Origin of the sequence: Aeromonas sp. PS2Canimalfood6, from assembly GCF_048276795.1 — a bacterium.
In the GTDB taxonomy this organism is placed as follows: domain Bacteria; phylum Pseudomonadota; class Gammaproteobacteria; order Enterobacterales; family Aeromonadaceae; genus Aeromonas; species Aeromonas caviae.
In genome coordinates, this window is sequence record NZ_JBLUXC010000019.1 from 29,583 (window position 1) to 50,992 (window position 21,410).

At 65.2% G+C, this 21,410-nt stretch carries 23 protein-coding genes; 10 read left to right on the plus strand and 13 right to left on the minus strand.

What is annotated here, in order from left to right; genetic code table 11:
• Positions 1-29 precede the first annotated feature (29 nt).
• The 3 genes from ACNPAA_RS10165 to ACNPAA_RS10175 are packed head-to-tail and all read right to left on the minus strand — an operon-like array spanning position 30 to position 1,525.
• The gene (locus ACNPAA_RS10165; protein ID WP_052815614.1) at positions 30-776 is read right to left on the minus strand and encodes an SDR family oxidoreductase; all 747 of its coding nucleotides are present in this window, start codon (positions 774-776) and stop codon (positions 30-32) included.
• A 42-nt stretch (positions 777-818) separates the two neighbouring features.
• Positions 819-1,055: a DUF3624 domain-containing protein gene (locus ACNPAA_RS10170; RefSeq protein ID WP_041212265.1), complete on the minus strand. Its 237-nt coding sequence runs from the start codon at positions 1,053-1,055 to the stop codon at positions 819-821.
• Complete coding sequence (locus tag ACNPAA_RS10175) at positions 1,052-1,525, minus strand: GNAT family N-acetyltransferase (RefSeq protein ID WP_201872044.1); 474 nt, start codon at positions 1,523-1,525, stop codon at positions 1,052-1,054. Before ACNPAA_RS10175 ends, ACNPAA_RS10170 begins: the two co-directional genes overlap by 4 nt.
• Positions 1,526-1,712: 187 nt before the next feature.
• Between ACNPAA_RS10175 and ACNPAA_RS10180 the strand changes: the two genes are divergently transcribed.
• Together ACNPAA_RS10180 and ACNPAA_RS10185 are read left to right on the plus strand one after the other, a co-directional pair.
• Positions 1,713-3,155, plus strand: coding sequence for a RimK family alpha-L-glutamate ligase (locus tag ACNPAA_RS10180; protein ID WP_010672720.1), 1,443 nt, complete (start codon positions 1,713-1,715; stop codon positions 3,153-3,155).
• A gap of 24 nt (positions 3,156-3,179) precedes the next feature.
• A complete protein-coding gene (locus tag ACNPAA_RS10185) occupies positions 3,180-3,710 on the plus strand; it encodes an MgtC/SapB family protein (RefSeq protein WP_160836811.1) in 531 nt (176 codons plus the stop codon).
• Positions 3,711-3,765: 55 nt separating this feature from the next.
• Here ACNPAA_RS10185 and ACNPAA_RS10190 read toward each other — a convergent pair whose 3' ends face one another.
• Entirely contained in the window at positions 3,766-5,382 is a 1,617-nt protein-coding gene (locus ACNPAA_RS10190) for an alpha-amylase family protein (RefSeq protein ID WP_052815612.1), read from the minus strand.
• Between the two features lie 117 nt (positions 5,383-5,499).
• Positions 5,500-5,778: a DUF2442 domain-containing protein gene (locus tag ACNPAA_RS10195; RefSeq protein WP_039039795.1), complete on the minus strand. Its 279-nt coding sequence runs from the start codon at positions 5,776-5,778 to the stop codon at positions 5,500-5,502.
• A gap of 258 nt (positions 5,779-6,036) precedes the next feature.
• On the opposite strand from ACNPAA_RS10195, the gene ACNPAA_RS10200 reads away from it, so the two are divergent.
• Positions 6,037-8,001: an LTA synthase family protein gene (locus ACNPAA_RS10200; RefSeq protein ID WP_201872042.1), complete on the plus strand. Its 1,965-nt coding sequence runs from the start codon at positions 6,037-6,039 to the stop codon at positions 7,999-8,001.
• A 55-nt stretch (positions 8,002-8,056) separates the two neighbouring features.
• Here the strand turns inward: ACNPAA_RS10200 and ACNPAA_RS10205 are convergent, their stop codons facing one another.
• Positions 8,057-8,527, minus strand: coding sequence for an Lrp/AsnC family transcriptional regulator (locus ACNPAA_RS10205; RefSeq protein ID WP_010672715.1), 471 nt, complete (start codon positions 8,525-8,527; stop codon positions 8,057-8,059).
• A 149-nt stretch (positions 8,528-8,676) separates the two neighbouring features.
• Here ACNPAA_RS10205 and ACNPAA_RS10210 point away from each other — a divergent pair, with 149 nt between their 5' ends.
• A complete protein-coding gene (locus ACNPAA_RS10210; RefSeq protein WP_010672714.1) occupies positions 8,677-9,195 on the plus strand; it encodes a tyrosine-protein phosphatase in 519 nt (172 codons plus the stop codon).
• A gap of 6 nt (positions 9,196-9,201) precedes the next feature.
• On the opposite strand, the gene metA is transcribed toward ACNPAA_RS10210, so the two are convergent.
• The gene (metA, locus tag ACNPAA_RS10215) at positions 9,202-10,149 is read right to left on the minus strand and encodes a homoserine O-acetyltransferase MetA (protein WP_010672713.1); all 948 of its coding nucleotides are present in this window, start codon (positions 10,147-10,149) and stop codon (positions 9,202-9,204) included.
• 144 nt (positions 10,150-10,293) lie between these two features.
• On the opposite strand from metA, the gene ACNPAA_RS10220 reads away from it, so the two are divergent.
• Complete coding sequence (locus ACNPAA_RS10220; protein WP_041212363.1) at positions 10,294-11,538, plus strand: HD-GYP domain-containing protein; 1,245 nt, start codon at positions 10,294-10,296, stop codon at positions 11,536-11,538.
• 28 nt (positions 11,539-11,566) lie between these two features.
• A complete protein-coding gene (locus ACNPAA_RS10225; RefSeq protein ID WP_161470162.1) occupies positions 11,567-12,742 on the plus strand; it encodes a competence/damage-inducible protein A in 1,176 nt (391 codons plus the stop codon).
• On the opposite strand, the gene ACNPAA_RS10230 is transcribed toward ACNPAA_RS10225, so the two are convergent.
• A complete protein-coding gene (locus ACNPAA_RS10230) occupies positions 12,739-13,254 on the minus strand; it encodes a metal-dependent hydrolase (RefSeq protein ID WP_010672710.1) in 516 nt (171 codons plus the stop codon). The two genes, ACNPAA_RS10225 and ACNPAA_RS10230, sit on opposite strands and share 4 nt — an antisense overlap.
• Positions 13,255-13,291: 37 nt before the next feature.
• Between ACNPAA_RS10230 and ACNPAA_RS10235 the strand changes: the two genes are divergently transcribed.
• From ACNPAA_RS10235 to ACNPAA_RS10250, 4 genes are all read left to right on the plus strand, one after another.
• On the plus strand, positions 13,292-13,531 hold the full coding sequence (locus ACNPAA_RS10235; protein WP_161470161.1) for a hypothetical protein: 240 nt from the start codon (positions 13,292-13,294) through the stop codon (positions 13,529-13,531).
• A 117-nt stretch (positions 13,532-13,648) separates the two neighbouring features.
• Positions 13,649-15,313 carry a FapA family protein gene (locus ACNPAA_RS10240; protein WP_327786595.1) on the plus strand — a complete coding sequence of 555 codons (1,665 nt, stop codon included), beginning with the start codon at positions 13,649-13,651 and terminating at the stop codon, positions 15,311-15,313.
• 113 nt (positions 15,314-15,426) lie between these two features.
• The gene (gene yidA / locus ACNPAA_RS10245; protein ID WP_161470160.1) at positions 15,427-16,236 is read left to right on the plus strand and encodes a sugar-phosphatase; all 810 of its coding nucleotides are present in this window, start codon (positions 15,427-15,429) and stop codon (positions 16,234-16,236) included.
• Positions 16,237-16,599: 363 nt separating this feature from the next.
• On the plus strand, positions 16,600-17,370 hold the full coding sequence (locus ACNPAA_RS10250) for a gamma-glutamyl-gamma-aminobutyrate hydrolase family protein (protein ID WP_043154048.1): 771 nt from the start codon (positions 16,600-16,602) through the stop codon (positions 17,368-17,370).
• A gap of 151 nt (positions 17,371-17,521) precedes the next feature.
• On the opposite strand, the gene ACNPAA_RS10255 is transcribed toward ACNPAA_RS10250, so the two are convergent.
• The 5 genes from ACNPAA_RS10255 to dapF form a co-directional block, all read right to left on the minus strand.
• The gene (locus ACNPAA_RS10255; RefSeq protein WP_010672705.1) at positions 17,522-17,926 is read right to left on the minus strand and encodes a hypothetical protein; all 405 of its coding nucleotides are present in this window, start codon (positions 17,924-17,926) and stop codon (positions 17,522-17,524) included.
• A gap of 71 nt (positions 17,927-17,997) precedes the next feature.
• Positions 17,998-18,708 (minus strand): HAD-IA family hydrolase, encoded by a 711-nt coding sequence (locus tag ACNPAA_RS10260; protein WP_043154052.1) that lies wholly within the window; start codon positions 18,706-18,708, stop codon positions 17,998-18,000.
• A gap of 95 nt (positions 18,709-18,803) precedes the next feature.
• Entirely contained in the window at positions 18,804-19,781 is a 978-nt protein-coding gene (xerC, locus tag ACNPAA_RS10265) for a tyrosine recombinase XerC (RefSeq protein ID WP_124813167.1), read from the minus strand.
• On the minus strand, positions 19,774-20,454 hold the full coding sequence (locus ACNPAA_RS10270; protein WP_010672702.1) for a DUF484 family protein: 681 nt from the start codon (positions 20,452-20,454) through the stop codon (positions 19,774-19,776). The genes xerC and ACNPAA_RS10270 overlap by 8 nt, the downstream gene beginning before the upstream one ends.
• Before the next feature lie 79 nt (positions 20,455-20,533).
• Entirely contained in the window at positions 20,534-21,364 is an 831-nt protein-coding gene (gene dapF, locus ACNPAA_RS10275; RefSeq protein ID WP_029313578.1) for a diaminopimelate epimerase, read from the minus strand.
• Between the last annotated feature and the right edge of the window lie 46 nt (positions 21,365-21,410).

Sequence of the window (21,410 nt, forward strand, 5' to 3'; positions counted from 1 at the left end):
TTGTGGACAGAAGTCGGCTCGTCATGACATCAGCGACGGCTGATGTGGAGCGGACCGAAGGTCTGGGCCACCGGCATGATCTCGATGCTGTTGATGTTGACGTGGGCAGGCTGCTCGCTGATCCAGAGTACGGTATTGGCGATGTCTTCCGGCAGGATGGCCTGCACCCCCTGATAGACGGTGGCCGCCTTGGCGTCGTCGCCGTGGAAGCGCACGTTGGAGAACTCGGTGCCGCCACACAGGCCGGGCTCCACGTTGGTGACACGCACCGCCGTGCCCGCCAGATCCGCACGCAGGTTGAGGCTGAACTGCTTCACGAACGCCTTGGTCGCGCCGTAGACGTTGCCGCCCGGATAGGGATAGGTCCCTGCGATGGAGCCGATATTGATGACGTGGCCGCAGTTGCGCGCCACCATGCCCGGCAGCAGCAACCGGGTGATCAGGGTCAGGCCGCTGATGTTGGTGGCGATCATCTGCTCCCAGTCCTCAAGGTCTGCCTTGTGGGCAGGCTCCAGCCCCAGTGCCAGGCCGGCGTTGTTGACCAGCAGGTCCACCTGTTGCCATTCGGTCGGCAGCCCCTCGATGGCGGCGCGGGTGGCAGCCTTGTCCTGGACGTCGAACACCAGGGGCAGGAACTGCTCGCCCAGATCCTCGGACAGGGCGGCCAGCCGTTCGCCGCGGCGCCCGGTGCCGATCACCCGGTGGCCAGCGCTCACCAGCAGGCGGCTGATGGCCTCACCAAAGCCGGACGAGGCGCCCGTTACCATTGCAATCATGTGAACCTCCATTGTTATTTGTCTTCTTGAAAAATCAGCACGTTATATGTCGCGTTTGCCCAGCTTTCGCCATGCGAACACCGCCAGATGCAGCAGGAAGAGACCCGAGCCCCCCAGCGCAAACAGCAGGCCGGTCAGGGCGTTGACCGAGGTATCGGCGCCGCACCACCACCAGACCAGCCAGCCGACGACCCCGATGAGAAAGGTCTGGGCGGCACAGACCGGGCAGCGCCCGAGCTTGGCCCTGATGGCCGTAGCCAGGCAATCTTCGCAACTCATGATGGCGCCTGCCGCTCATTCCCCAGCGCCAGCACCAGGCGGTGGGCATGCTGGCCGGGCCCGTAATAATCGGGCAGCCGTACCCCGGGGCGAAACCCCAGCCCCTGATAGAGGGTCCTGGCTTCTGGGTTGGCGTCGGCGACCTCGAGGCGAATCGCCCCCCAGCCGGCCTCGCGCCCTTCCCGGATCACCTGCTCCAGCAGGAGGCGTGCCCACCCCTGACGGCGGATGGTCCAGCGGATGGCGAGGGTCTGGATGATGAGACGATCCCAGCCTTTGTGCTCCAGCACGCTCACATAGCCCATCACCTGCGCCTTCTCGTCTTGCAGCAGCAGGGTGCGCCCCTTGGCCTGATTGAGCAGATAGTGCCAGCGGCTGCGGCCGAAGGCGACCTCGGGGGGAAAACAGTAGCGTTCCAGCTTCACGATGGCGCCCAAATCATCGGCTCGGGCGGCGCGCACGGTCAACACGGGGAGTCCTTGTTCGGTTATTTATCCTCAGCACCAGAAATGCGACTTGTATCACAAGTTACCAAGGCAGAATATTAGGCACTGTAACCTCTTGTTTCCCCTCGCGCCATTGTCGTGCTTGTCGGTGCATCGAAGCCCACTGGGGATCCTGCCGTTTCTGGCAGTCCTTTCTGTGGAGCCTGAAAATATGAGTACCTATGTCATCGTCGAGGAGCCGGGCGACTGGCCCTGCCATGCCGACTATCTGCTGACCGCCCGCACCTACCTGCAACACGGTCTGCCCACCACAGGGGGGCGTCCGCGCATCATCAACCTCTGCCGCAGCCTGGAACACCTGGGGGCCGGTTATTACTGCTCCCTGCTGGCCCAGGCCCGCGGCCACCACTGCCTGCCGGGATTGCAGGCCATCAGCAGGCTGCAACCCCAGCAGCCTCCCGCCAAGCTGTGGCGCAAATTGCAGGGCTGGCTGGCCCAGCAGAGCGAGGACAGGATCCGGGTGCGCGCCATCTTCGGCCAGTGCGAACAGAGCGAGCTGGCGGGGCTCGCCCGCTATTACTACGGCCTGAGCCAGTTGCCGCTGCAGGAGCTGACCCTCAAGCGCGGTCGCCACGGCTGGTCGGTGCGCCAGCAGGAGAGCCTGTCACCGCTGGCGCTGAGCCCGAGCGAGAAGGCGCTGATGGTGCAGCACGCCCAGGCGCTGGTGGGCACGGGGGACGAGGAACAGACGGCGCCACGCTACCAGCTCGCCATCCTGGTCGACCCCAACGACGGCCGCGCCAGCAGCGATGCCCTGGCGCTGGAGCGTTTCATCAAGGCGGCCGCTGCCCAGGGGATCCAGGCCGAGATCCTGCCTCCCTCGGCCATCGAGCGGTTGCCGGAGTTCGACACCCTCTGGCTGCGCGCCGAGACCGCGGTCGGCCACTACACCTTCGAATTTGCCCGCCGTGCCGAGCAGCTCAAGATGCCGGTCATCGACAGCTCCCGTGCCATCCTCGCCTGCAGCAACAAGCTCTATCTCTACGAGCTGATGGTGCGCAGCGGCGTGCCCATGCCCCCCACCACCGTCGTGACCCGCCGCGGCCGCCAGCATGTGGACGAACTGGTGCAGCGCCTCGGTCTGCCGCTGATGGTGAAGATCCCCGACGGCGCCCAGGGGCGCGACCTCGCCATGGCCAGCGATGACATCCAGCTCGCCCGCCTGCTGGACGAGGGGCTGGCCCGCTCCGCCCTGCTGCTGGTCCAGAGCCGGATCCCTGCCGAGTTCGACTGGCGCATCGGCTTTCTCGACGGCTCGCCGCTGTTCGCCTGCCGCCGCTACCGACCCGAACCCGGCAACCGCATCCGTCGCCGCAAACACCCCCTCGACATGAGCCGCATCGAGGCGCTGCCCCTCAGCGACGTGCCGGAGCGGGTGCTGCAAACCGCCCGCCGCGCCGTGCACCAGCTCGGCAACGGCCTGTTCGGGGTGGATCTGCGCCAGCAGGGTCAGGGCTGCGTGTTGCTGGAAATCATCGACAACCCCTGGATACGTGGCGATATTGAAGACAGGGAGGCAAAGGACCTCTACGAGCGCCTCGCCCGGGCCTTCCGCCAGCGGCTGGAGAACCGGGGGCAGAGCGCGACAGGATAACAAGCATCGCGAGCAGAGGTGGATATGATGACAATGCAGTGGTGGGACATCGCGCCCCTTGGCTGGGAGAACATCCTGGTCTGTCTGGTGTGTGGCACCCTGGTGGGGCTGGAGCGGCAGCTTCGCGGCAAGCCGGTGGGGATCCGCACCTCTTCCCTCATCGTGCTCGGCACCTACTGTTTTCTCGCCATCGGCGCCGCCGTCAGTCCTCAGGGCGCCGATCAGGCGCGGGTGCTGGGTCAGCTCATCACCGGGGTCGGCTTTCTCGGGGCCGGGGTCATGATGACCCGGGATGGTCAGGTGCTGGGGGTGACCTCCGCCGCCGCCATCTGGATGCTGGCCGCCCTCGGCGCCCTCATCGGCATGGACATGCTGCATCAGGCGCTGCTGCTCACCGGCGTCACCCTCTCCATCCTGGTGGGGGTGGACTACTTGGAAGCCAGCTTCAAGAGCCTGCGCCGCGGGGTGCACAATCGGCTGGAACACTGGCGCCACGGGGCCGAGCCCTCGGTCTCTTCCCGCCGGGACGATCTGGGCAGCGGCATCGAGAAGTAAGCCGCCACCATGAAAAAGGGCTCCACTATGGAGCCCTTTCTGTTGTCTGCCTCCCTCAGCGCACCAGCAGGAAGCGGCCGGTGAGGGGCGGCAAGTCCACCGTCACGCTGCTGCCACCGATGGCCAGGTTCTCGCCGCTCTGCAGATCCACCAGGGCGCTGCCGCTGCGCAGCTTGCCGACCGGCACGGCGTAGCTCTGAGGCGTGGTGGAGACATTGAGCAGGTAGACTACTTGCTCGCCCGCCGTCTGCTTGATGTCGCCATAGACGCTCCCCTCGGCCACCAGCTTGACCCGCTCCCCCTGATAGAGGGCGGGGTGGGCGGCGCGCAGGGCCAGCAGAGCGCTCAGCCACTGCTTGAGCTCGGCCTGCTCGCTGCTCGGCACGAAGCCGGTGACACCGGGGACCTTGCCATCGCTGCGGGCCACGTGATCATCGCAGAGCCCCTGGGCCGCACAGTCGCCCCCCACCTGACTGGCAAAGCCAGGCACCTCGTCGCCAAACTCCTCGCCATAGTAGAAGGTAATGGGACCGGAGCGGGCGGCCATGAAGCTGAAGGCCGCCTTGTGGCGCTGCCAGTAGTCCGCCCCATTGAAGTTGCCCCGCTCCAGCAGATCGCCGAAGCGCACCAGATCGTGGTTGCCCAGCATCAGGTTGGGCATGGCATGGTCCGGGTAGTTCTCCACCTTGTTCCAGCTGGCGTCGAGCACGCTGGCCCCCTGCCCGCCCTTGCCGGACTCTTCCACCGCCAGCGCCTGTACCAGGCCGTAGCGCAGGGGGAAGTCGAACGCCGAAGAGAGCGCCGGGTTGTCGCTCGGGCCATAGGCCTGGGCGCGGATCTCGTCGGCGCCCTTCCACACTTCCCCCACCATGTAGCCGAGGGTGCCCCACTGCTGGCCGGCGGCCTTGCGCGCCGCGCTGGCCTGGGCCACCTCGCTGCGAATGGCGCGCCAGTCATCCAGCCCCAACTGATAAGCCTGATCGAGGCGCCAGCCGTCGATGCCGTACTGCTCGACCCAGTAACGGGCCACCTCCTTGAAGTAGGCCAGACTCTCGGGCTGGCCGTAATCCACCAGCTGACCCGGGTAGCCTGCGCCGCCGCTCTTGAGGGCTGGCAGCCGCCCCTCTGGTGAAGGCTTGCTCACCCCCACCTTGTTGACGTGGCCGAACACCCCGTCGAGGAAGACATAGAGCCCGCGCTGGTGCGCCCCGTCCACCAGTTTTTTAAGCTGGGCGTTGCTGCCGAAGTTGGGATCCACGTTGAAGAAGTCACAGGCGAAGTAGCCGGTGGCATCCAGCCGGTCGTCCCCGGCCTGGCCGGCGCAGGAGTCAAACACCGGCGTGAGCCAGATGGCGTTGACGTTGAGGCTCTTGATGTGGTCGAGGCTGTCGATGATCCCCTGCAGATCGCCGTTGTGCCGGGAGGGGCCGTAACCGACGCCGTAGTTGGCGCTGCCATCGCCGTCGACGAAGGACTCCACCATCACCTGGTAGGTGCGCAGGTTGCAGGCTGGCTGATCATTGCCGTAGCAGGCGCGGCTGGCCGACGCGGGGGGCGGATTGACCACCGGGGGCTGGGGGTCACTGCTGCCACCGCCTCCCCCGCTGCCGCAAGCCGTCAGTAACAGGGCGGCCCCGATGAGGCCGCCACGACGCAACGTTCCTTGTTTCATTGTTATGTTCCCGCTGTGGTGGATGGGCGCCCAAAGCGCCGCACTGGGGTCATAATAACGACCTGACCGACGCGGGTCTGTGACTGAAAACGTTACCTGACTCAACGAGTTAGCATGTCAGAAGCGATGCATGTTGCGATCGGGGAAGGCGGCGCGCTCGTCGATGGGCAGGATCAGGTGGTAGACCTCGTGGGCCGCCAGGGTGAAGCCCGAGGGCCACGCCAGTTGATGGCGATCATCGATGAAGACACGGGCGAAGCGACGCTCGGTCTCCATGGCCGCAAACAGCGGCTGGCCGCGCCAGGGGGTGAGATCCAGCACGCCTGTGGTGCCGTCGGAGAGCACCACGAACAGAGACCAGCCCTGCATATATTCCACATCGATGAAGACCGGCATCCCTTCGGCTCCGATTGAGAAATCCGGCGCCATTATAGGCACGACCATTGTCTTGATGTGCCAGCAGGATCACAGTTTCCCCAGCGTTTTATGCTCTCTTCGAACCCTGCATCCCGTCACAAAAAAATCATAAAACGTGCCAGCTTCTCCATTTATACCTCCCCCCCATGCAACCTTTGCCAGGCGCCACTGTCATACTCCTGCACCATAACAACAATGCGTCCGGGGACTGGGCGCAAACAGGTTTGCAGGAACAATATGACCACCATCAAACAATGGCTGGGACCGGTTTGGCCCATCGCCGTCTTTTCATTGATCGCGCTCATCTCCCTGACCGTCAGCCGCCTTGGCCTGGGCCTCTGGCAACTGGAACGGGTGGATGCCGTCTCTGGCTGGCAGGAGATGCTGCTGCAAGGCATTCGCGTCGACGTTGCCACCCTCTGCTGGGTCTGGGGCGTACCCGCCGTCTTGACCCAGTTGCTGGCCGGGCCCCACGCGCCGGGGCGGCTCTGGATGCAGCTGATCCGGATCTGGCTCACCCTGGGGCTCTGGCTGATGCTCTTTCTCGAGATCTCCACTCCCGCCTTCGTCACCGAATACGGGGTGCGCCCCAACCGTCTCTATGTGGAGTACCTCATCTATCCGAAGGAGGTGCTCTCCATGCTGTGGGCTGGCCGCAAGGGCGAGCTGCTGCTGGCCGTGATCTTCAGCGGTGCAGTGCTGGGCGGTGGCTGGTGGCTGAGCGGCCGCCTGGTGCGTGACCTAAGCTTCCCCCGCTGGTACTGGCGCCCCGCCTTCGCCCTGCTGATCCTCGCCGTCGGCTTCCTCGGCGCCCGCTCCAGTCTCGGCCATCGCGCCCTGAATCCGGCCATGGTGGCCTTTGCCGACGATCCCCTGGTCAACGCTCTCACCGTCAACTCCGCCTACTCCCTCTTCTTTGCCATCAAGCAGATGGGGGCCGAGGAGGACACCAGCCAGTTTTACGGCAAGATGGCTGACCATCAGGTACTCGACATAGTCCGCGAGGAGAGCGGTCGCCCTCTCGGCGATTTTACCTCTGCCGATCTGCCGAGCCAGACCTTCAACACGGCCAGCTACCAGGGCAAGCCCAAAAACCTGGTGATCCTGCTGCAAGAGAGTCTGGGGGCCCAGTTCGTCGGCTCCCTCGGCGGCCTGCCGCTCACCCCGAACATCGATGCCTTGTCGAAAGAGGGTTGGGCGTTCGAGCAGCTCTACGCCACCGGTACCCGTTCGGTACGCGGCATCGAGGCGGTGCTCACCGGCTTCACGCCGACCCCGGCCCAGGCCGTGGTCAAGCTCGGCAAGAGCCAGACCAACTTCTTCACCATCGCCGACCTGCTCAAGCAGCGAGGCTATGACACCAGCTTCATCTATGGTGGCGAGAGCCACTTCGACAACATGCGCAGCTTCTTCCTCGGCAATGGCTTCACCACCATCGTCGAGCAGAAGGACTTCAAGAACCCGGTGTTCGAGGGATCCTGGGGCGCCTCGGATGAAGATCTGATGGCCAAGGCCAACGAGACCTTCGCGGCGCTGCACAAGGAGGGCAAACCCTTCTTCAGCCTGGTGTTCAGCTCCAGCAACCACGACCCCTTCGAATTCCCCGACAACCGCATCGCCCTGTACGAGCAGCCCAAGCAGACCCGCAACAACGCCGCCAAGTACGCGGACTACGCCGTCGGCGAGTTCTTCAAGAAGGCCAGGGCATCGGACTACTGGAAGGACACCCTGTTCCTGGTCATCGCCGATCACGACAGCCGGGTCGGGGGAGCCAGCCTGGTGCCCATCCCCCGCTTCCACATCCCGGGGGTCATCCTGGGGGACGGCATAGCACCGAGAAAGGATCCCCGCATCGTCAGCCAGATCGACATGGCCCCGACCCTGCTCTCCCTCATGGGCATCAGTGCCGACTACCCCATGCTGGGCAAGGATCTCACCCGCATGCCCGCCGACTGGCCGGGACGCGCCATCATGCAGTACGACAAGAACTTCGCCCTGATGCGTGGCAGGGATGTGGTGATCCTGCAGCCCGAGCGGGCGCCGGAAGGCTTCATCTACGAGGATGCGACCGAAACGCTCACCCCGGCGCCGCAGCCGGGCGCCATGAAGGATGCCGCCCTGGGGCTGGTCCTGTGGGGCAGCCTGGCCTATCAGCAGGGGCTCTACCGGACGGCGCAGGACAGCCGGCTGGCTCTCAACTGAGGAACCGCCCACAAAAAAACCGCCCTCGGGCGGTTTTTTCTTGCGGCTCGCCCCATCAGGGGTGAGGGAAGCAGGGGAGCGAGCGGCTGAACCTGTGCTCGAACACCAGGGAGGTCTCGAGGTGCACCACCTCTTCCCGGGAGGTGAAGTGATCGAAGACGAAATTGCGCAGGTGTTCGGTATCGGAGACGCACAGGTGCACCAGGAAATCATCCTTGCCGCCCATGTGGAACAGGCTGATCACCTCGGGCAGGGCCAGGATGGCGTCGCGAAACGCATCGATGATCTGGCGGCTGTGACGGGCCAGTTGCAGGGAGACCATGGCCTGGATGTGACCGCCCAGGGCCTGGTAATCCACCTCGCAGTGCGCCCCCTTGAGCACGCCATCCTGCTGCAGCTTGCGCACCCGCTCCAGACAGGTGGACGGCGCCACCCCGACCAAGGCCGCCAAATCCTTGTTGGTCATGCCCGCATCGCGAAACAGATGGGCCAGGATGTCCAAGTCCAGTTGATCCAGGTTTCTCATCTTTACTCCTTGCATCGCTCGATTTTTTTAGACTCTGCCCGTAAACCGGGCCGAACACAACGCAGATTGACATCGCCTCCGGCCCCTCTATGCTGTGCCGCACCCGCAGGATGCCGATCCCGTTGACCCCGACCACCACGAGGAACCCCATGCTCAGTGCCCATCCCTTCTGGAGCCTGGACGTTCCACGGCTCGACGGCCAGCTCCTGCTCACCCCCTGCCCCGGCAGCCAGCAGGTCCCCATGGCCGACGCCCTTGCCCAGTTGCAGTTGGCCGGTGCCGGCGGGGTGCTGACCCTGATGACGGTGGAGGAGCTGGCCCTGTGCGGGCCCCTCTCTCTCGGGCAGCTGGTGCAGGCCAGAGGCATGAGCTGGTTCCATCTGCCCATTGCGGATGACGAGGCACCGGATGCCGCCTTCGAACAGGCCTGGCCCGGGGTGCAACCCCGACTGCTCGCCCTGCTACGCGAGGGACGGCACCTTGCCATTCACTGTCACGGCGGAAGCGGGCGTACCGGGCTGGCGGCCGCCCTGCTGCTGATGACCCAGGGGCTGCCCCAGCAGGAGGCCATGACCCTCATCCGGGCCAGACGGCCACGTGCCTTCACCCTGGCCTGCCACCGTCACTGGCTCGATACCCGTGGGCGGCGGCTGGCCGGAGCGGACTGATGGGCTCTATCCCTTGGGCTGCTGGTAGGTAAACACCTTGCCGATGTCTTCCACCTTGTAGCTGGTCAACTGGTAGACGTAATAGTTGAGCCAGTTGGAAAACAGCAGGTGACCGTGGCTGCGCCAGGTGGCGCGCGGGGTCTGGCTTGGGTCGTTGTTCGGGTAATAGTTGACCGGAATGACGGGGGTGAGCCCGGCCGCCAGATCCCGCCGGTATTCCCCATCCAGGGTCAGGGCGTCATATTCCGGATGGCCGGTGACGAACACCTGGCGACAATCCTTGGTGGCGGCCAGATAGACGCCCGCCTCTTCCGACTCGGCGAAGATCTGCAGATCGGTGTGGGCGCGGATGAGATCCCCGTCGAAGGCCGCATAGCGGGAGTGGGGCGCCACGAATTCGTCATCGAAGCCGCGCAGCAGCGCCTCGTGCTCGTCGAGGCGGTGGTGGCGATAGACCCCGGAGAGCTTCTCGCCGTGGGTCTGCTTCTCCATGCCGTACAAGGCTTTCAGCGCCGCCTGCACCGCCCAGCAGAGGAAGAGGGTGGAGGTGACATGCTGATGGGACCACTCGATGATCTCGACGATGCGGGGCCAATAGACCACCTCCTCGAACTCCACCAGCCCGAGCGGCGCCCCCGTGATGATCATGCCGTCGTAGTTGTTGCCTCTCACCTGCTCGAAGTCGTGATAGAAGTTCTCCAGGTGCGCCTGGGGCGTGTTTTTCGACTCCCGATCGTCGATGCGCAACAGATCCACGTCCACCTGCAAGGGCGAGTTGGAGAGCATCCGCATCAGCTGGATCTCGGTTTCTATCTTCTTGGGCATCAGATTGAGGATGAGCACCCGCAGCGGGCGGATGTTCTGGGTGACGGCCCGGGATTCCGTCATCACGAAGATGTTCTCCTGCCCCAGCACTTCGGCGGCGGGCAACTGGTCCGGGATCTTGATCGGCATGCTGACTCCCTGTACTGCATCGGTAAATATGTCTGGACATCTAGAAGCCTATAATAAAGCGCTCCCGCTGTCATCAGATACCTTTTGTATTCACCCCGCCCTTTGACTAGCATACGGCTCAGTGTGTCCCTCGTGCCCAACCCCATGACAGGAATCAAGATCTCCGTAGAACGGCTGCAAGTCGGCAATTATGTCTCCCTGCCTTTGGGATGGCGTGAGCACCCGTTTCTGTTCTCCAGCTTCAAGCTCAAGAGCGAGGAGGAGATCGAGCTCATTCGTCGCCTTGGCCTCAAGCTGGTGACCATCATTCCCGACAAGAGCGACACGCCGCCCAAGCCCCTCGGCCAGACCCAGTCCCAGGCAGATGAGGTTGAGGGGGAGGGTCTTGTCGCCCGCCAGGAGGAGATGCAGCAGGAGAAACTGCGGCGCATCGAGCAATTGCAGCGCTATCGCCGCGACCTGCAGCAGTGCGAGAAACAGTTCCGCCAATCCCTGGCCCAGGTGCGCAACCTCATGGGCAAGATCCAGTCCCGCCCCCTCAACGCCATCAGCGAGGCCCAGGAGCTGATCAACGCCATGACGGAGCAGCTCCTCTCGGTGGACGAGATGGTGCTGCACCTGGTCTCCGACAGCGATGATGGCAACAGCCTGCAGTTTCACTCCCTCAACGTCAGCGTGCTCAGCATGCTGCTCGCCCGGGAGTGCAAGTTGCCGGCCGAGGCGATCCGCCAGGTCGGCATGGGGGCCCTGTTCCACGACATCGGCAAGCTGAGGATCCCGAGCCAAATCCTGCGCAAGACGGAGCCGCTGACCAAGCCGGAGCAGAACCTGATGGCCCAGCATCCCCGCTACGGCCTGGAACTGCTGGGGCTGGTCAGCGATTTTCCGGAAGCGGCCAAGCAGATAGTGCAGAACCACCACGAGTACCTGGACGGCACCGGCCCCCAGGGGCTCAAGGGCGATCAGCTCGATCCCCTCACCCAGATCGTCTCCCTCATCAACGAGTACGACAACCTCTGCCACCTGGAGGCCAAGGTGCCCTACGCGGCCCTCGGCAGCCTCTACAAGCAGCGCAAGTCCCAGTTCAACGCCGATCACCTCGGCATGCTGATCCGGCTGATGGGGGTCTACCCCCCGGGTAGCGTGGTGCAGCTTTCCAACGGCCAGGTGGGGCTAGTGATGTCGGTCAACGCCTCCCGCCTGCTCTACCCCGCCGTGCTGGTATACGACCCCCGCATTCCGCGCCAGGAGGCGGCCATCATCGACCTCGACGCGGCCGGGCTGACCATCGCCAAGGTGATCCAGCCCAAACGCCTGCCCCCGGCGGTGTTCGAATACCTCAACCCCCGCACCCGGATCAGCTACTACTTCGAACACGGCAAGCCCTGAGAGGGCTGGCCCCACCCAAGGAGTCCCCATGCGCATCGAGATCATCAGCACAGGCGACGAGATAGTGACCGGCCTGGTGGTGGACACCAATGCCGCCTGGCTAAGTGCCCTCTTGCTGGAGCAGGGCTGGCAGGTGCGCCGCCGCGCCACCGTGGGGGACAACCTCGCGGATCTGACAGCCGTGCTGCAGGAGAGCGCCAACCGCGCCGAGGTGGTACTGGTGTGCGGGGGGCTCGGCCCCACGGCGGACGACCTCACCGCCCAGGCCGCGGCCGAGGCGTTTGACCAGCCCCTGACCCTGTTCCCGGACTGGCTCGCCACCATGGCCGAACGCTATGCCAGTCGGGGCCGCACCATGGCCCGGAGCAACACCAAGCAGGCCTGGCTGCCCCGGGACTGCGAGATCCTCGACAACCCGGTGGGCACCGCCTGCGGCTTTGTGGTCCGCCACCCGGCCAGCCACGGCCAGAGCCGGCTCTTCTTCACCCCGGGCGTGCCGTTCGAGTTCCAGCAGATGGTGCGCGAACAGATAATGCCCCGCCTCAAGGCGCTGGCCGGTGAAGAGACCGACACCGAGCTGCGCCGTTTCTACACCTTCGGCGTCTCGGAGTCCGCCCTCAGCGACATGCTGGATGCGGCCCCCTGGCCTGCCGGCATCGAGCTGGGCTACCGCTCCTCCATGCCCCTCATCGAGCTCAAGCTCATCGGCCACGGTGCCAGCACCGCCGACATGGACGCCGCCGAGGCGAGGCTGCTTGCGGCCATCGCCCCCTGGCTGGTGGGGCGTGGCAACGAGGCGCCTGCCAGCCAGATCCTGGCCCTGCTGGGGGAGCGGTCGCTGCACCTGCAGGAAGGGGAGAGCCGGGGCGCCCTGCTGACCATGTGTCACGGGTACCCGGCCCTGACCGCCGGCTTCAGCCACACCCTGAGCGACGATCTGACTCAACTGGCAGTGCCCGCCGCCCCCCTGAGCCTCACCATAGGCCGTGCCGGACCGGACGGCGTGCCGCTGCTGCTCTGCGCCGACGGGCAACTGCACGGCCAGACGCTCAGGGTCAGCCACCCGGATCCCGCGAGCGGTCGCCGGATCCTCGCCTTCGCCGCCCTCGACATGCTGCGCCGCCACCTGCTGGGGCTGCCGGTGCTCGCCGATTACCTCACCCTGACCCGAACGGCCAGGTGCCAGGAGGGCGCCCGGGGCTAGAAGTGAGCCAAGCCTGCACCGCCATGGACCCAGTACCCGGCGAGCGCCAGGGTCAGCAGGCAGAAGGCCCTCTCGTAACCCCCGCCGCTCTTGAGGGGCAGGCCGGGCAGGCGAAAGCGCCGACGCCAGGGCCAGAGCAGGGGAATGCCCATGGGGGTGAGCCAGTCCCCCAGCAGATGGCTGAGATAGCCCACGATGAGGGCATCCTTCACCGCCCCCGACAGCAACCAGGGGGCTTCTACCTGGGCCAGCCCCCAGACCCCCATCCCCACCGCCAGCAGGCTGTGGGTGAAGCCGCGATGGCCGAACAGCCGGGAGAGCGGCCCCGAGATCCAGGGCAGTTGCCGCCCGAGCAGGGAACGGGGGTGATCGAGATCCGGCAGCAGGGCGCTCGCCAGGGCCATGGGGACGATGTGCCACAGGCTGGCATCGGCCAGGGCCGGAGTCAGTTCGACCTTGTGGGCAAGCAGGACGCAGGTGACGGAAAACAGCAGGTGGCCTTGGGCGGTCATGGGGCTCGTTCGGTTGGACAGAAAAAGGGGCTGATCGATGGCGACCAGGGTCCTCGCCCTGGGGCGGCGGCAGATTAAAATCCTTCTCTTCCTGCCTGGCAAGGTGATTTGCATCGCCTCCCTCAACGTGATGGACACTCTGGATAGCGAAAGCATAAAACATCAGCATATTGCGCTAAAAAACCGCAATGGAGACCATGGCATGGCCGGCTCCGCCCCTCTCCCGTCAGCCGATATTTCCTCAACCCGGCTCACCCATTTGCATTCAGATCGTTGACCCGGAAGGAAAAATACCCGAATACTGCGCGTTGGATCCGCCCCGGCGGCATTGGATGCCGGCAAGGAGAGGCCCCGGCATGGGGCAAACCGGACAGGGACAACAAAGGAGGGCCCGGTGTTAAGCAAAGCGTGGTTTCAGCTGTCGGCCGACATGAGCTATGTCTGCCTGCGCATCACCCCGGGCCTCACCGAGCCCATCCAGGAAAGCGACGTCCTCGCCCTGCTGCGACTCTCCAACTGCCGGCGCTACGAACCCCTCGGCGAGGGGATCCGTGAAGCCGTCACCCTGCTCAACGCCCTCATCGCAGAGCCGGATGCCCCCGCGCATCCGCCAGTCCCCATTGCCCGGCGCCAGGATGCCAGGCTGCTCATCCAGGTGGACAAGGACCAGATGAGCGCCAGGGCGCAGATCACCGCGGACTGGGGCGGCCAGCCCCTGACCCTGGCCCGGTTGCAGGAGGCCCTGGCGGCCAGCACGGTCACGCAGGGGGTGAGCGAGCGACTGCTTGCCGCCGCCATCCAGGCAGCGGGTGAGGCGGCACCCGGTGCCCAGCTCAATCCCGTCATCGCCCTCGGCAAGGCCGCCAGGCACGGCCTGGATACCCGCCTGGAGCGGCTGGTGGAGACCGCAGCCGAGCGGATCCTCAAACCCCAGGAGCGGGATCACGGCAAGGTGGACATGCGCGACCTCGGCACCCTGCTCACCGTCAAGGCGGGGGCGTTGCTGATGCGCAGGCACCCCGCCACCCAGGGCATCGACGGCTTCACCGTGACGGGCCAGACCCTGACCGCCCGCCACGGCAAGGAGAGCGCCATGACGCCGGGTGACGGCACCTGCCTCTCCCCCGAGGATCCGGACCTGCTGCTGGCGACACGCCCGGGGCTCCCCTGTCAGGAGCGTGCCGGGATGCGGGTCGACGAGGTGCTCAACGTCAAGCAGGTCGACATCCGCCACGGCCACGTCGAGTTCGAGGGATCGCTGCTGGTCACCGGGGACGTCATGCCCGGCATGCGCGTCAAGACCAGCGGGGACGTGGTGATCGGCGGCTTCGTCGAGGGCGGCTACATCGAATCCGGCGGCACCATCACGGTGCGCAACGGCATCATAGGGCGCAAGCTGGCGGACGACGAATACCTCTGCCACCTCAACGCCGGGGGGGAGATCCACGCCAGCTATGCCCAGTACGCCAGGCTGGAGGCCGATGGCGACATCCATATCCTGAGCCAGCTCAGCCACTGCTATTGCCGCAGCGGCCAGGATCTCAAGGTGGGGGACAGCGCCATGCGCAAGGGGCACCTCATCGGCGGCATCAACATCGCCAACCGGCTCATCATGGCCCCGGTGCTCGGAGCCTCGGCGGCCAACCGGACCCGGTTGCAGATCCTCGGTGGCTATTTCAGCCAGAAGGAGCAGGAGCTGGCGCTGCGCCAGCGCAAACAGACCTGCGCCGAGCAGATAGACAAGCTGCAGGATCTCATCCTTCGGCTGCTGCAACTGCCCCGTGACAAGCGCAATCCCGAGACCCTGCAGAAGATCAAGGCGCTGCGCACCCGCCAGTTCGACGAGAGCAAGAGCCTGGACGAACAGCTCGCCGAGGCGCAGCGGGAGCTGCAGGCGCTCATGGCCAACATGGACATCATCGCCACCCAGCGCCTCTTCCCCGGCGTCGAGGTGGAGATGGCCCATCACCACAACAGGGTCGATATCGAGCACGGCCCCATCCACTTCGCCATCCGGGAAGATCAGCTGCAACTGACCCCCTACCAGGGCCAGCGCTGAGGGGCAACGTGCCCCCGCGTCGGCAGGCGGCGTGATCCCGGCGGCGATTTTCGCTACACTCGGCCTCCCCATGGCCCCATCGGGCGGGCCGGCCAGACTCAGGTAGTGAGAAGATGTACAAGCTGATCGCATTGGATATGGATGGCACCCTGCTGACCCCAGAGGGCCGAATCTCCCCCCGCACCCAGGCCGCCATCGCGGCAGCCCGCGCCAGGGGCGTGACCGTGGTGCTAGCCTCCGGCCGCCCGCTGGAAGGCATGACCGCCGCCCTGACCGAGCTGGGCCTCACCGGCCAGGATGACTACGTCATCTGCTACAACGGCGCCCTGGTGCAGCAGGTGTCCGAGCAACGCATCATCCGCAGCCAGTTGCTGACCGGCAGCGACGCCCGTGCCATCGCCCACCTGGCCTGTGAGCTGGGGGTGAACATCCACGGCTTCTCCGTCCGCCAGGGGCTCATCAGCCCCAGGATCAGCCCCTACACCGAGCACGAATCCCGCCTCATCGGTCAACCCATCAACCTAGTGGACTTCGCCACCCTGCCCGACGACGAGCAGATCATGAAGGTGATGATGATTGACCCAGAGCCCCTGCTCTCCCGTGCCATCGCCCAGCTGCCCGCCGAACTCCACGAGCGCTATACCGTGGTGCGCAGCGCCCCCTACTTCCTCGAGTTCATGAACAAGCGCAGCAACAAGGGCACCGGCGTCGCCGCCCTGGCCGAGCACCTGGGGCTGGATGCCTCCCAGGTGATCGCGGTGGGGGATGCGGGCAACGATCACCACATGATCGCCTACGCCGGACTCGGGGTCGCCATGGGCAACGCCACCGACGAGATCAAGGCGCTGGCACAGCACACCACGGGGCGCAACGATGAAGACGGGGTCGCCCAGGTGATCGAGCGTTTCATCCTGAACACCTGAGTCGACAAGGGGCCCTGTGGGCCCCTTCTGCTATCCGGCCGCCCGGCCAGATGTTTAATATATCCACCATCAAATCGCTCGCCGCACCAGGCATCCCCCCTCAAGCCCCTTTAAATGGGACTCACAGCCCTATCTCGGCATCAGCGGTTAACATAATTGCATCATTTTGTTTGACATATTGAACGGCCTTGGCAGACTGGAGGCAGGATCCAGGCTGTCGTTGCCAAGGCTGACCGACGATTCTGGCACGCTGGCGCGACCCTGATCCCACGACCATGCCTTGAGGCATGCCCTTGCGAGCCGAGGCGGCAAGGGCCTTCCCAAGGCGCAGGATGAGACCGCCAAGGATAGCCAAGGTGACCTATGCCCAACCCCAGTTCCCATAACAAACCCGTCGTGCTGATGACCATGGGGGCCCAGGCCCGCAGTGGCCACGCCTACCAGGTCATGACCCACAAATACATCAAGCCTCTGGTGGAGATCAGCGGCTGCGTGCCGCTGCTGGTGCCCACCTGCTGTGGCACCGAGGATCTGGAGCAGTATCTGGACCTCGCCGACGGGGTCTATCTGAGCGGTGCCGGATCCAACATCGATCCTGCCCTTTATGGCCAGGAGAACCTCACCCCGGAGAAGCCCCAGGACAGGGACAGGGATCTGTTCGATATTCCCCTGGTGCGCGCCGCCCTCGACCGTGGCCTGCCGATCCTCGGGATCTGCCGCGGCATGCAGGAGATCAACGTGGCCCTGGGAGGCGACATTCACCAGAAGGTCTATTGCGAGCCGGGTTATGACGATCATCGGGAGGATGCGGATGACCCGGTGGACGAGCAGTATGGCGAGAGCCATCAGGTCGAGCTGGTGCCCGGTACCTGGCTGGCCGAGCTGATGGGGCAGCCGTCGATTCCGGTCAACTCCCTCCACGGGCAGGGGATCAAGACGCTGGCCAAGGGGCTGGCCCCCCTGGCCCATGCCGAAGACGGGCTGATCGAGGCGATCCACGCTCCCGCCCTCTCCCCCTTCCTGCTGGCGGTGCAGTGGCACCCGGAGTGGAAGGCCAGCGAGAACCCCCACTCCATCAAACTCTTCACCGCCTTTGGCGACGCCTGCCGCCGGTTCAGGCAGCAGGTCGGCTAGTCGCCGACCCCTTGCCCTTGAGCCTGGGCAGGGCCTCGGACATCGGGGGCTACCCAGAGGCATCCGACGTGACGGGCCTGTGAACCCCCCACGCCATCAAGCTGCCCACTGCCTTCGGCGACGCCTCCTGCCCGCTCAGGCAGCAGACGGGCTAGTCGCCAAATCCCTTGCCCTTGAGCTTGGGCAGAGCCCCGCGATCAGGACGCAGGGTTCGGCAGACATCCAGCCCCTTGAGGCCCCGCTGGATATGGTCCGGGGCCTGCCCGAGCACCATGCCGTTGCCGCGATAGAGACGGGCATCCTCCAGCTCGAACAGCTCGCCGCCGATGAGCAGTTGCTCCCGGCCATTCACCACCTTGCCCCGTTTCAGTGGCAGGGTCATGTCCACCTGGATCTCGCCGGTGGCACACCCCTCGCGCCAGCGCGCCTCGTCGGAAAACGGGGAGATGGCGATCTCCCGCCAGGATCCGTCCCTGAACTCCATCCGGTAACGGTCTTGCACCAGATCGCATCCCGCCAGCATCACGGGGATCGCCAGCCAGATGACACCCTTCATTCCCTTCACGCCCTTGCTCCCTTGTTGTTATTGCCAGATATACATCACGGAATCTGTCCCTCATCCCCAGCTCAGAGCAGCAGGGTGGCCAGATCCTGCAACTGCCCCAGCTCCACATCCGGCAGCAGCGACAGCGACTGCCAGGACTGACCGCTCTCGTTGAGCCAGGCGGCCCGAAAGCCGTGCAGCCTGGCACCCAGCACGTCGGTCACCGGGTGATCCCCCACATGGAGGATGCGGCCGGGGGCCAGCCCCAGGGCCTCTTGCACCTGCACGAACATGTCGGGCGCCGGTTTCATTCTGGCTCCCGCTCCCGCCTTGCAGACCAGGGTGAAGTAGCCAGCCAGACCTGCCTGCTCCAGATCCAGGTTGCCATTGGTGATCACCGCCAGCGGGTAGCGCGCCGCCAGACGAGCCAGCAGGGCGTGAGTCGCCTCGCTCACCTCTATCTTCGAGCGCTCGGCCATGAAGCCGGTGAACACCGCCCGGGCCTGCTGCTCCGCCAGCCCGGGCTCCATGCCCCCCTGCACCAGGGCCTCGCGAATGCCACGCTGGCGCGCCAGGCTAACGTCGTGGCTCAGCGCCGGGTGGTCCAGCAGCAACTGGCGCTTGAGCGCGAGCCAGCGCGGCTTGTCCAGCATGGCGGTAGCCAGGTATTCGCTGCGCAGGTGGTCCAGCATCCACTGTTCCGCCCGCGCGATGGCGGGGCCGTTGTCATAGAGGGTGTCGTCCAGATCGAACGAGATGGCGGCCACCGGCTGCCAGCGACGGTAAAACTGCATGGCTGTTCCTCTTTACTCCTCATCCTCTGGCGTTGCGGGCTCCCGCCTGACCCGGGCGACGTGGAGATTGTCATCCCCGCAGATAGCACACCACATCACTCATCCTCCGGCGTTTCCGGATCTCGCTTCGCCCGCGGGTGGGCACTGTCATATACCTTGGCCAGATGCTGGAAGTCGAGGTGGGTATAGATCTGGGTGGTGGAGAGATCCGCATGCCCCAGCAGCTCCTGCACCGCCCGCAGGTCGCCGGAGGATTCCAGCATGTGGGTGGCGAAGCTGTGGCGCAGCTTGTGGGGATGCACGTGGGCATTGAGAGCCTGCTTGTTGCCCCAGCCGTCGAGCCGCTCCTGTACCGAGCGGGCCGAGAGCCGCTGCCTGCGCTTGGAGACGAACAATGCCTCCCCCTCGTCACCGGCCAGCAGGGGGCGTACCTTGAGCCACTTGTGCAACCACTCCACTGCCATCCGCCCGATGGGCAGCACCCGCTCCCGTGAGCCCTTGCCGATCACCCTGAGCTGGCGCTCGTCGAGCTTCACGTCCGCGAGGTTGAGCCCCACCAGCTCGGCAAGGCGCAGGCCGGAGGAGTACATCAGCTCCATGATGGCGCGATCCCGCACCGCCAGCGGATCCTGCTCGTCGGTGATGTTGAGCAGCTGGTACATCTCGTCCACGTCCAGGTTCTTGGGCAGGGGCCGCCCCTGCTTGGGGGTGACGATGCCACGCGCCGGGTTGGCGGTGAGCCGCCCCTGGCGCACCTGCCAGTCGCAGAAGCTGCGCAGGGCCGACACCTTGGTGGCAAGGGAACGGGGCGCCAGCCCTCCCTTGTGCATCCGGGTCACCAGACTGCGCACCTGGCTCGCCTCGAGCCGGGCCCAGTCGTCGACCCCGAGCTTCACCAGCTCGGCGGTCATGGCTTCCAGGTGGGCCTGATAGTTGCTGCGGGTGTGGGGGCTGAGCTGGCGCTCGACCCGCAGGTATTCGATAAAGGCGTCCAGCTCCCCCGCCAGTGCGACCGGCAGAGGGTCTGCGGCAGGGAGCACCTTGGCAGGGGATCGGGTCGTTGCCTTAGCCACGGGCCAGCTCGGGCAGACGCAGCTGCAGCAGACGCCCCAGCTGTCCCAGCAGCAGAGTGTCGTTGTGGGGGGTGAAGTGGCTGGGATCCGAGCTCGCGAAGGCCAGCACGCCGAGCTCCCCGAGCCGCATCAGGGCCACCGAGTTGACCAGCACATCATTGCCAAACAGCGCCTGCTTCTCGCTCTGGTTGAGGCGGCCGAAATAGTAGTCCGTGCCGGGCAGGCGCTGACCCAGCAGTTGTTCGAGCTGTTTGCCCTGCGCCAGGAAACGCTGCTCGGGGCCGCTCAGCTGGAAATGCCTGGGATTGAGCCAGAGCCGCAGGCCGGTGAGTCGCAGCCGCTGGACGAAGGCCTTGCCCATCACGGCGCTCAGCTCGAACAGGGTCTGGCAACCGTAGATCTCCCCGTAGAGATCCGCATAGACCCGGAAGATCCGCTCGTTCTCGCTGGCGACCCCCATCAGTTCGGTGATCTCCTGCTCCAGCTGCTCGATGCGCTCCCGCTGTCTGTCCAGCTGGCGCTCCACCAGAGAGATGGTGCCCTTTTGCGCATGGGGAATGCGGATCTTGTCCAGCATGGCCCCGTGACGCAGGAAAAACTCGGGATAACGGGCCAGGTACTCCAGCACTGTGGCTTCATCCACCAGTGATTCCTGCCGTTTGAGTTCGCTCATAACTTGGTTGATCCATCCGAAAAAGGGGCCAAGGGCCCCGATATGATCCGTTGATGGAGCGGGATCACCCGCTCCTTGTCTACAACTCTATCTGGCCGTCAAAGACGTGCTCGGCCGGCCCCGTCATGTAGACGGGCTGACCCGGTCCCTTCCAGGCGATGGTCAGCTTGCCACCCGGCAGGGTGACGGTGACCCGCTCCTTGAGCTTGCCCTGGCTGATGCCTATCACCACGGCCGCACAGGCCCCGGTCCCACAGGCCAGGGTCTCCCCCACCCCGCGCTCGAAGACCCGCAGCTTGATCTCGCTGGCGTTGACCATCTCCATGAAGCCGACGTTGACCCGCTCGGGGAAGCGCTCGTGGCGCTCCATGATGGGTCCCAGGGTCTCCACCGGCGCATCGGCCACCGAGGGCACCTCGATGACGCAGTGAGGGTTGCCCATGGAGACGGCACCGCACATCACGGTGTGATCCTGGGCCCGCAGCAGATACGTCTTCTCCGCCTTCTGGGCACGGAACGGGATCTTGCCCGGCTCGAACTGGGGCACCCCCATGTTGACCGTGACCTGGTTCTCCCCTTCCAGCTGCAGGGTGATGCGGCCCCGGGCGGTGCTGACCGCGATGCGATCCCGGTTGACCAGCCCCTTGAGACGCACGAAACGGGCGAAGCAACGGGCCCCGTTGCCGCACTGTTCCACCTCGCTGCCGTCGGCATTGAAGATGCGGTAATGGAAGTCGAGCTCGGGGTCATAGGGCGGCTCCACCAGCAACAGCTGGTCGAAGCCGATACCGAAGTGACGATCCGCCAGCTTCTTGATGATGTCGTTGCTGAAGAACACCTTCTGGGTGACGCCATCCACCACCATGAAGTCGTTACCGAGGCCGTGCATTTTGGAAAACTCAATCAACATCGCGCGTTCCTGTCTCACCGTTAATCACGCTCTCACATGGAGGAAC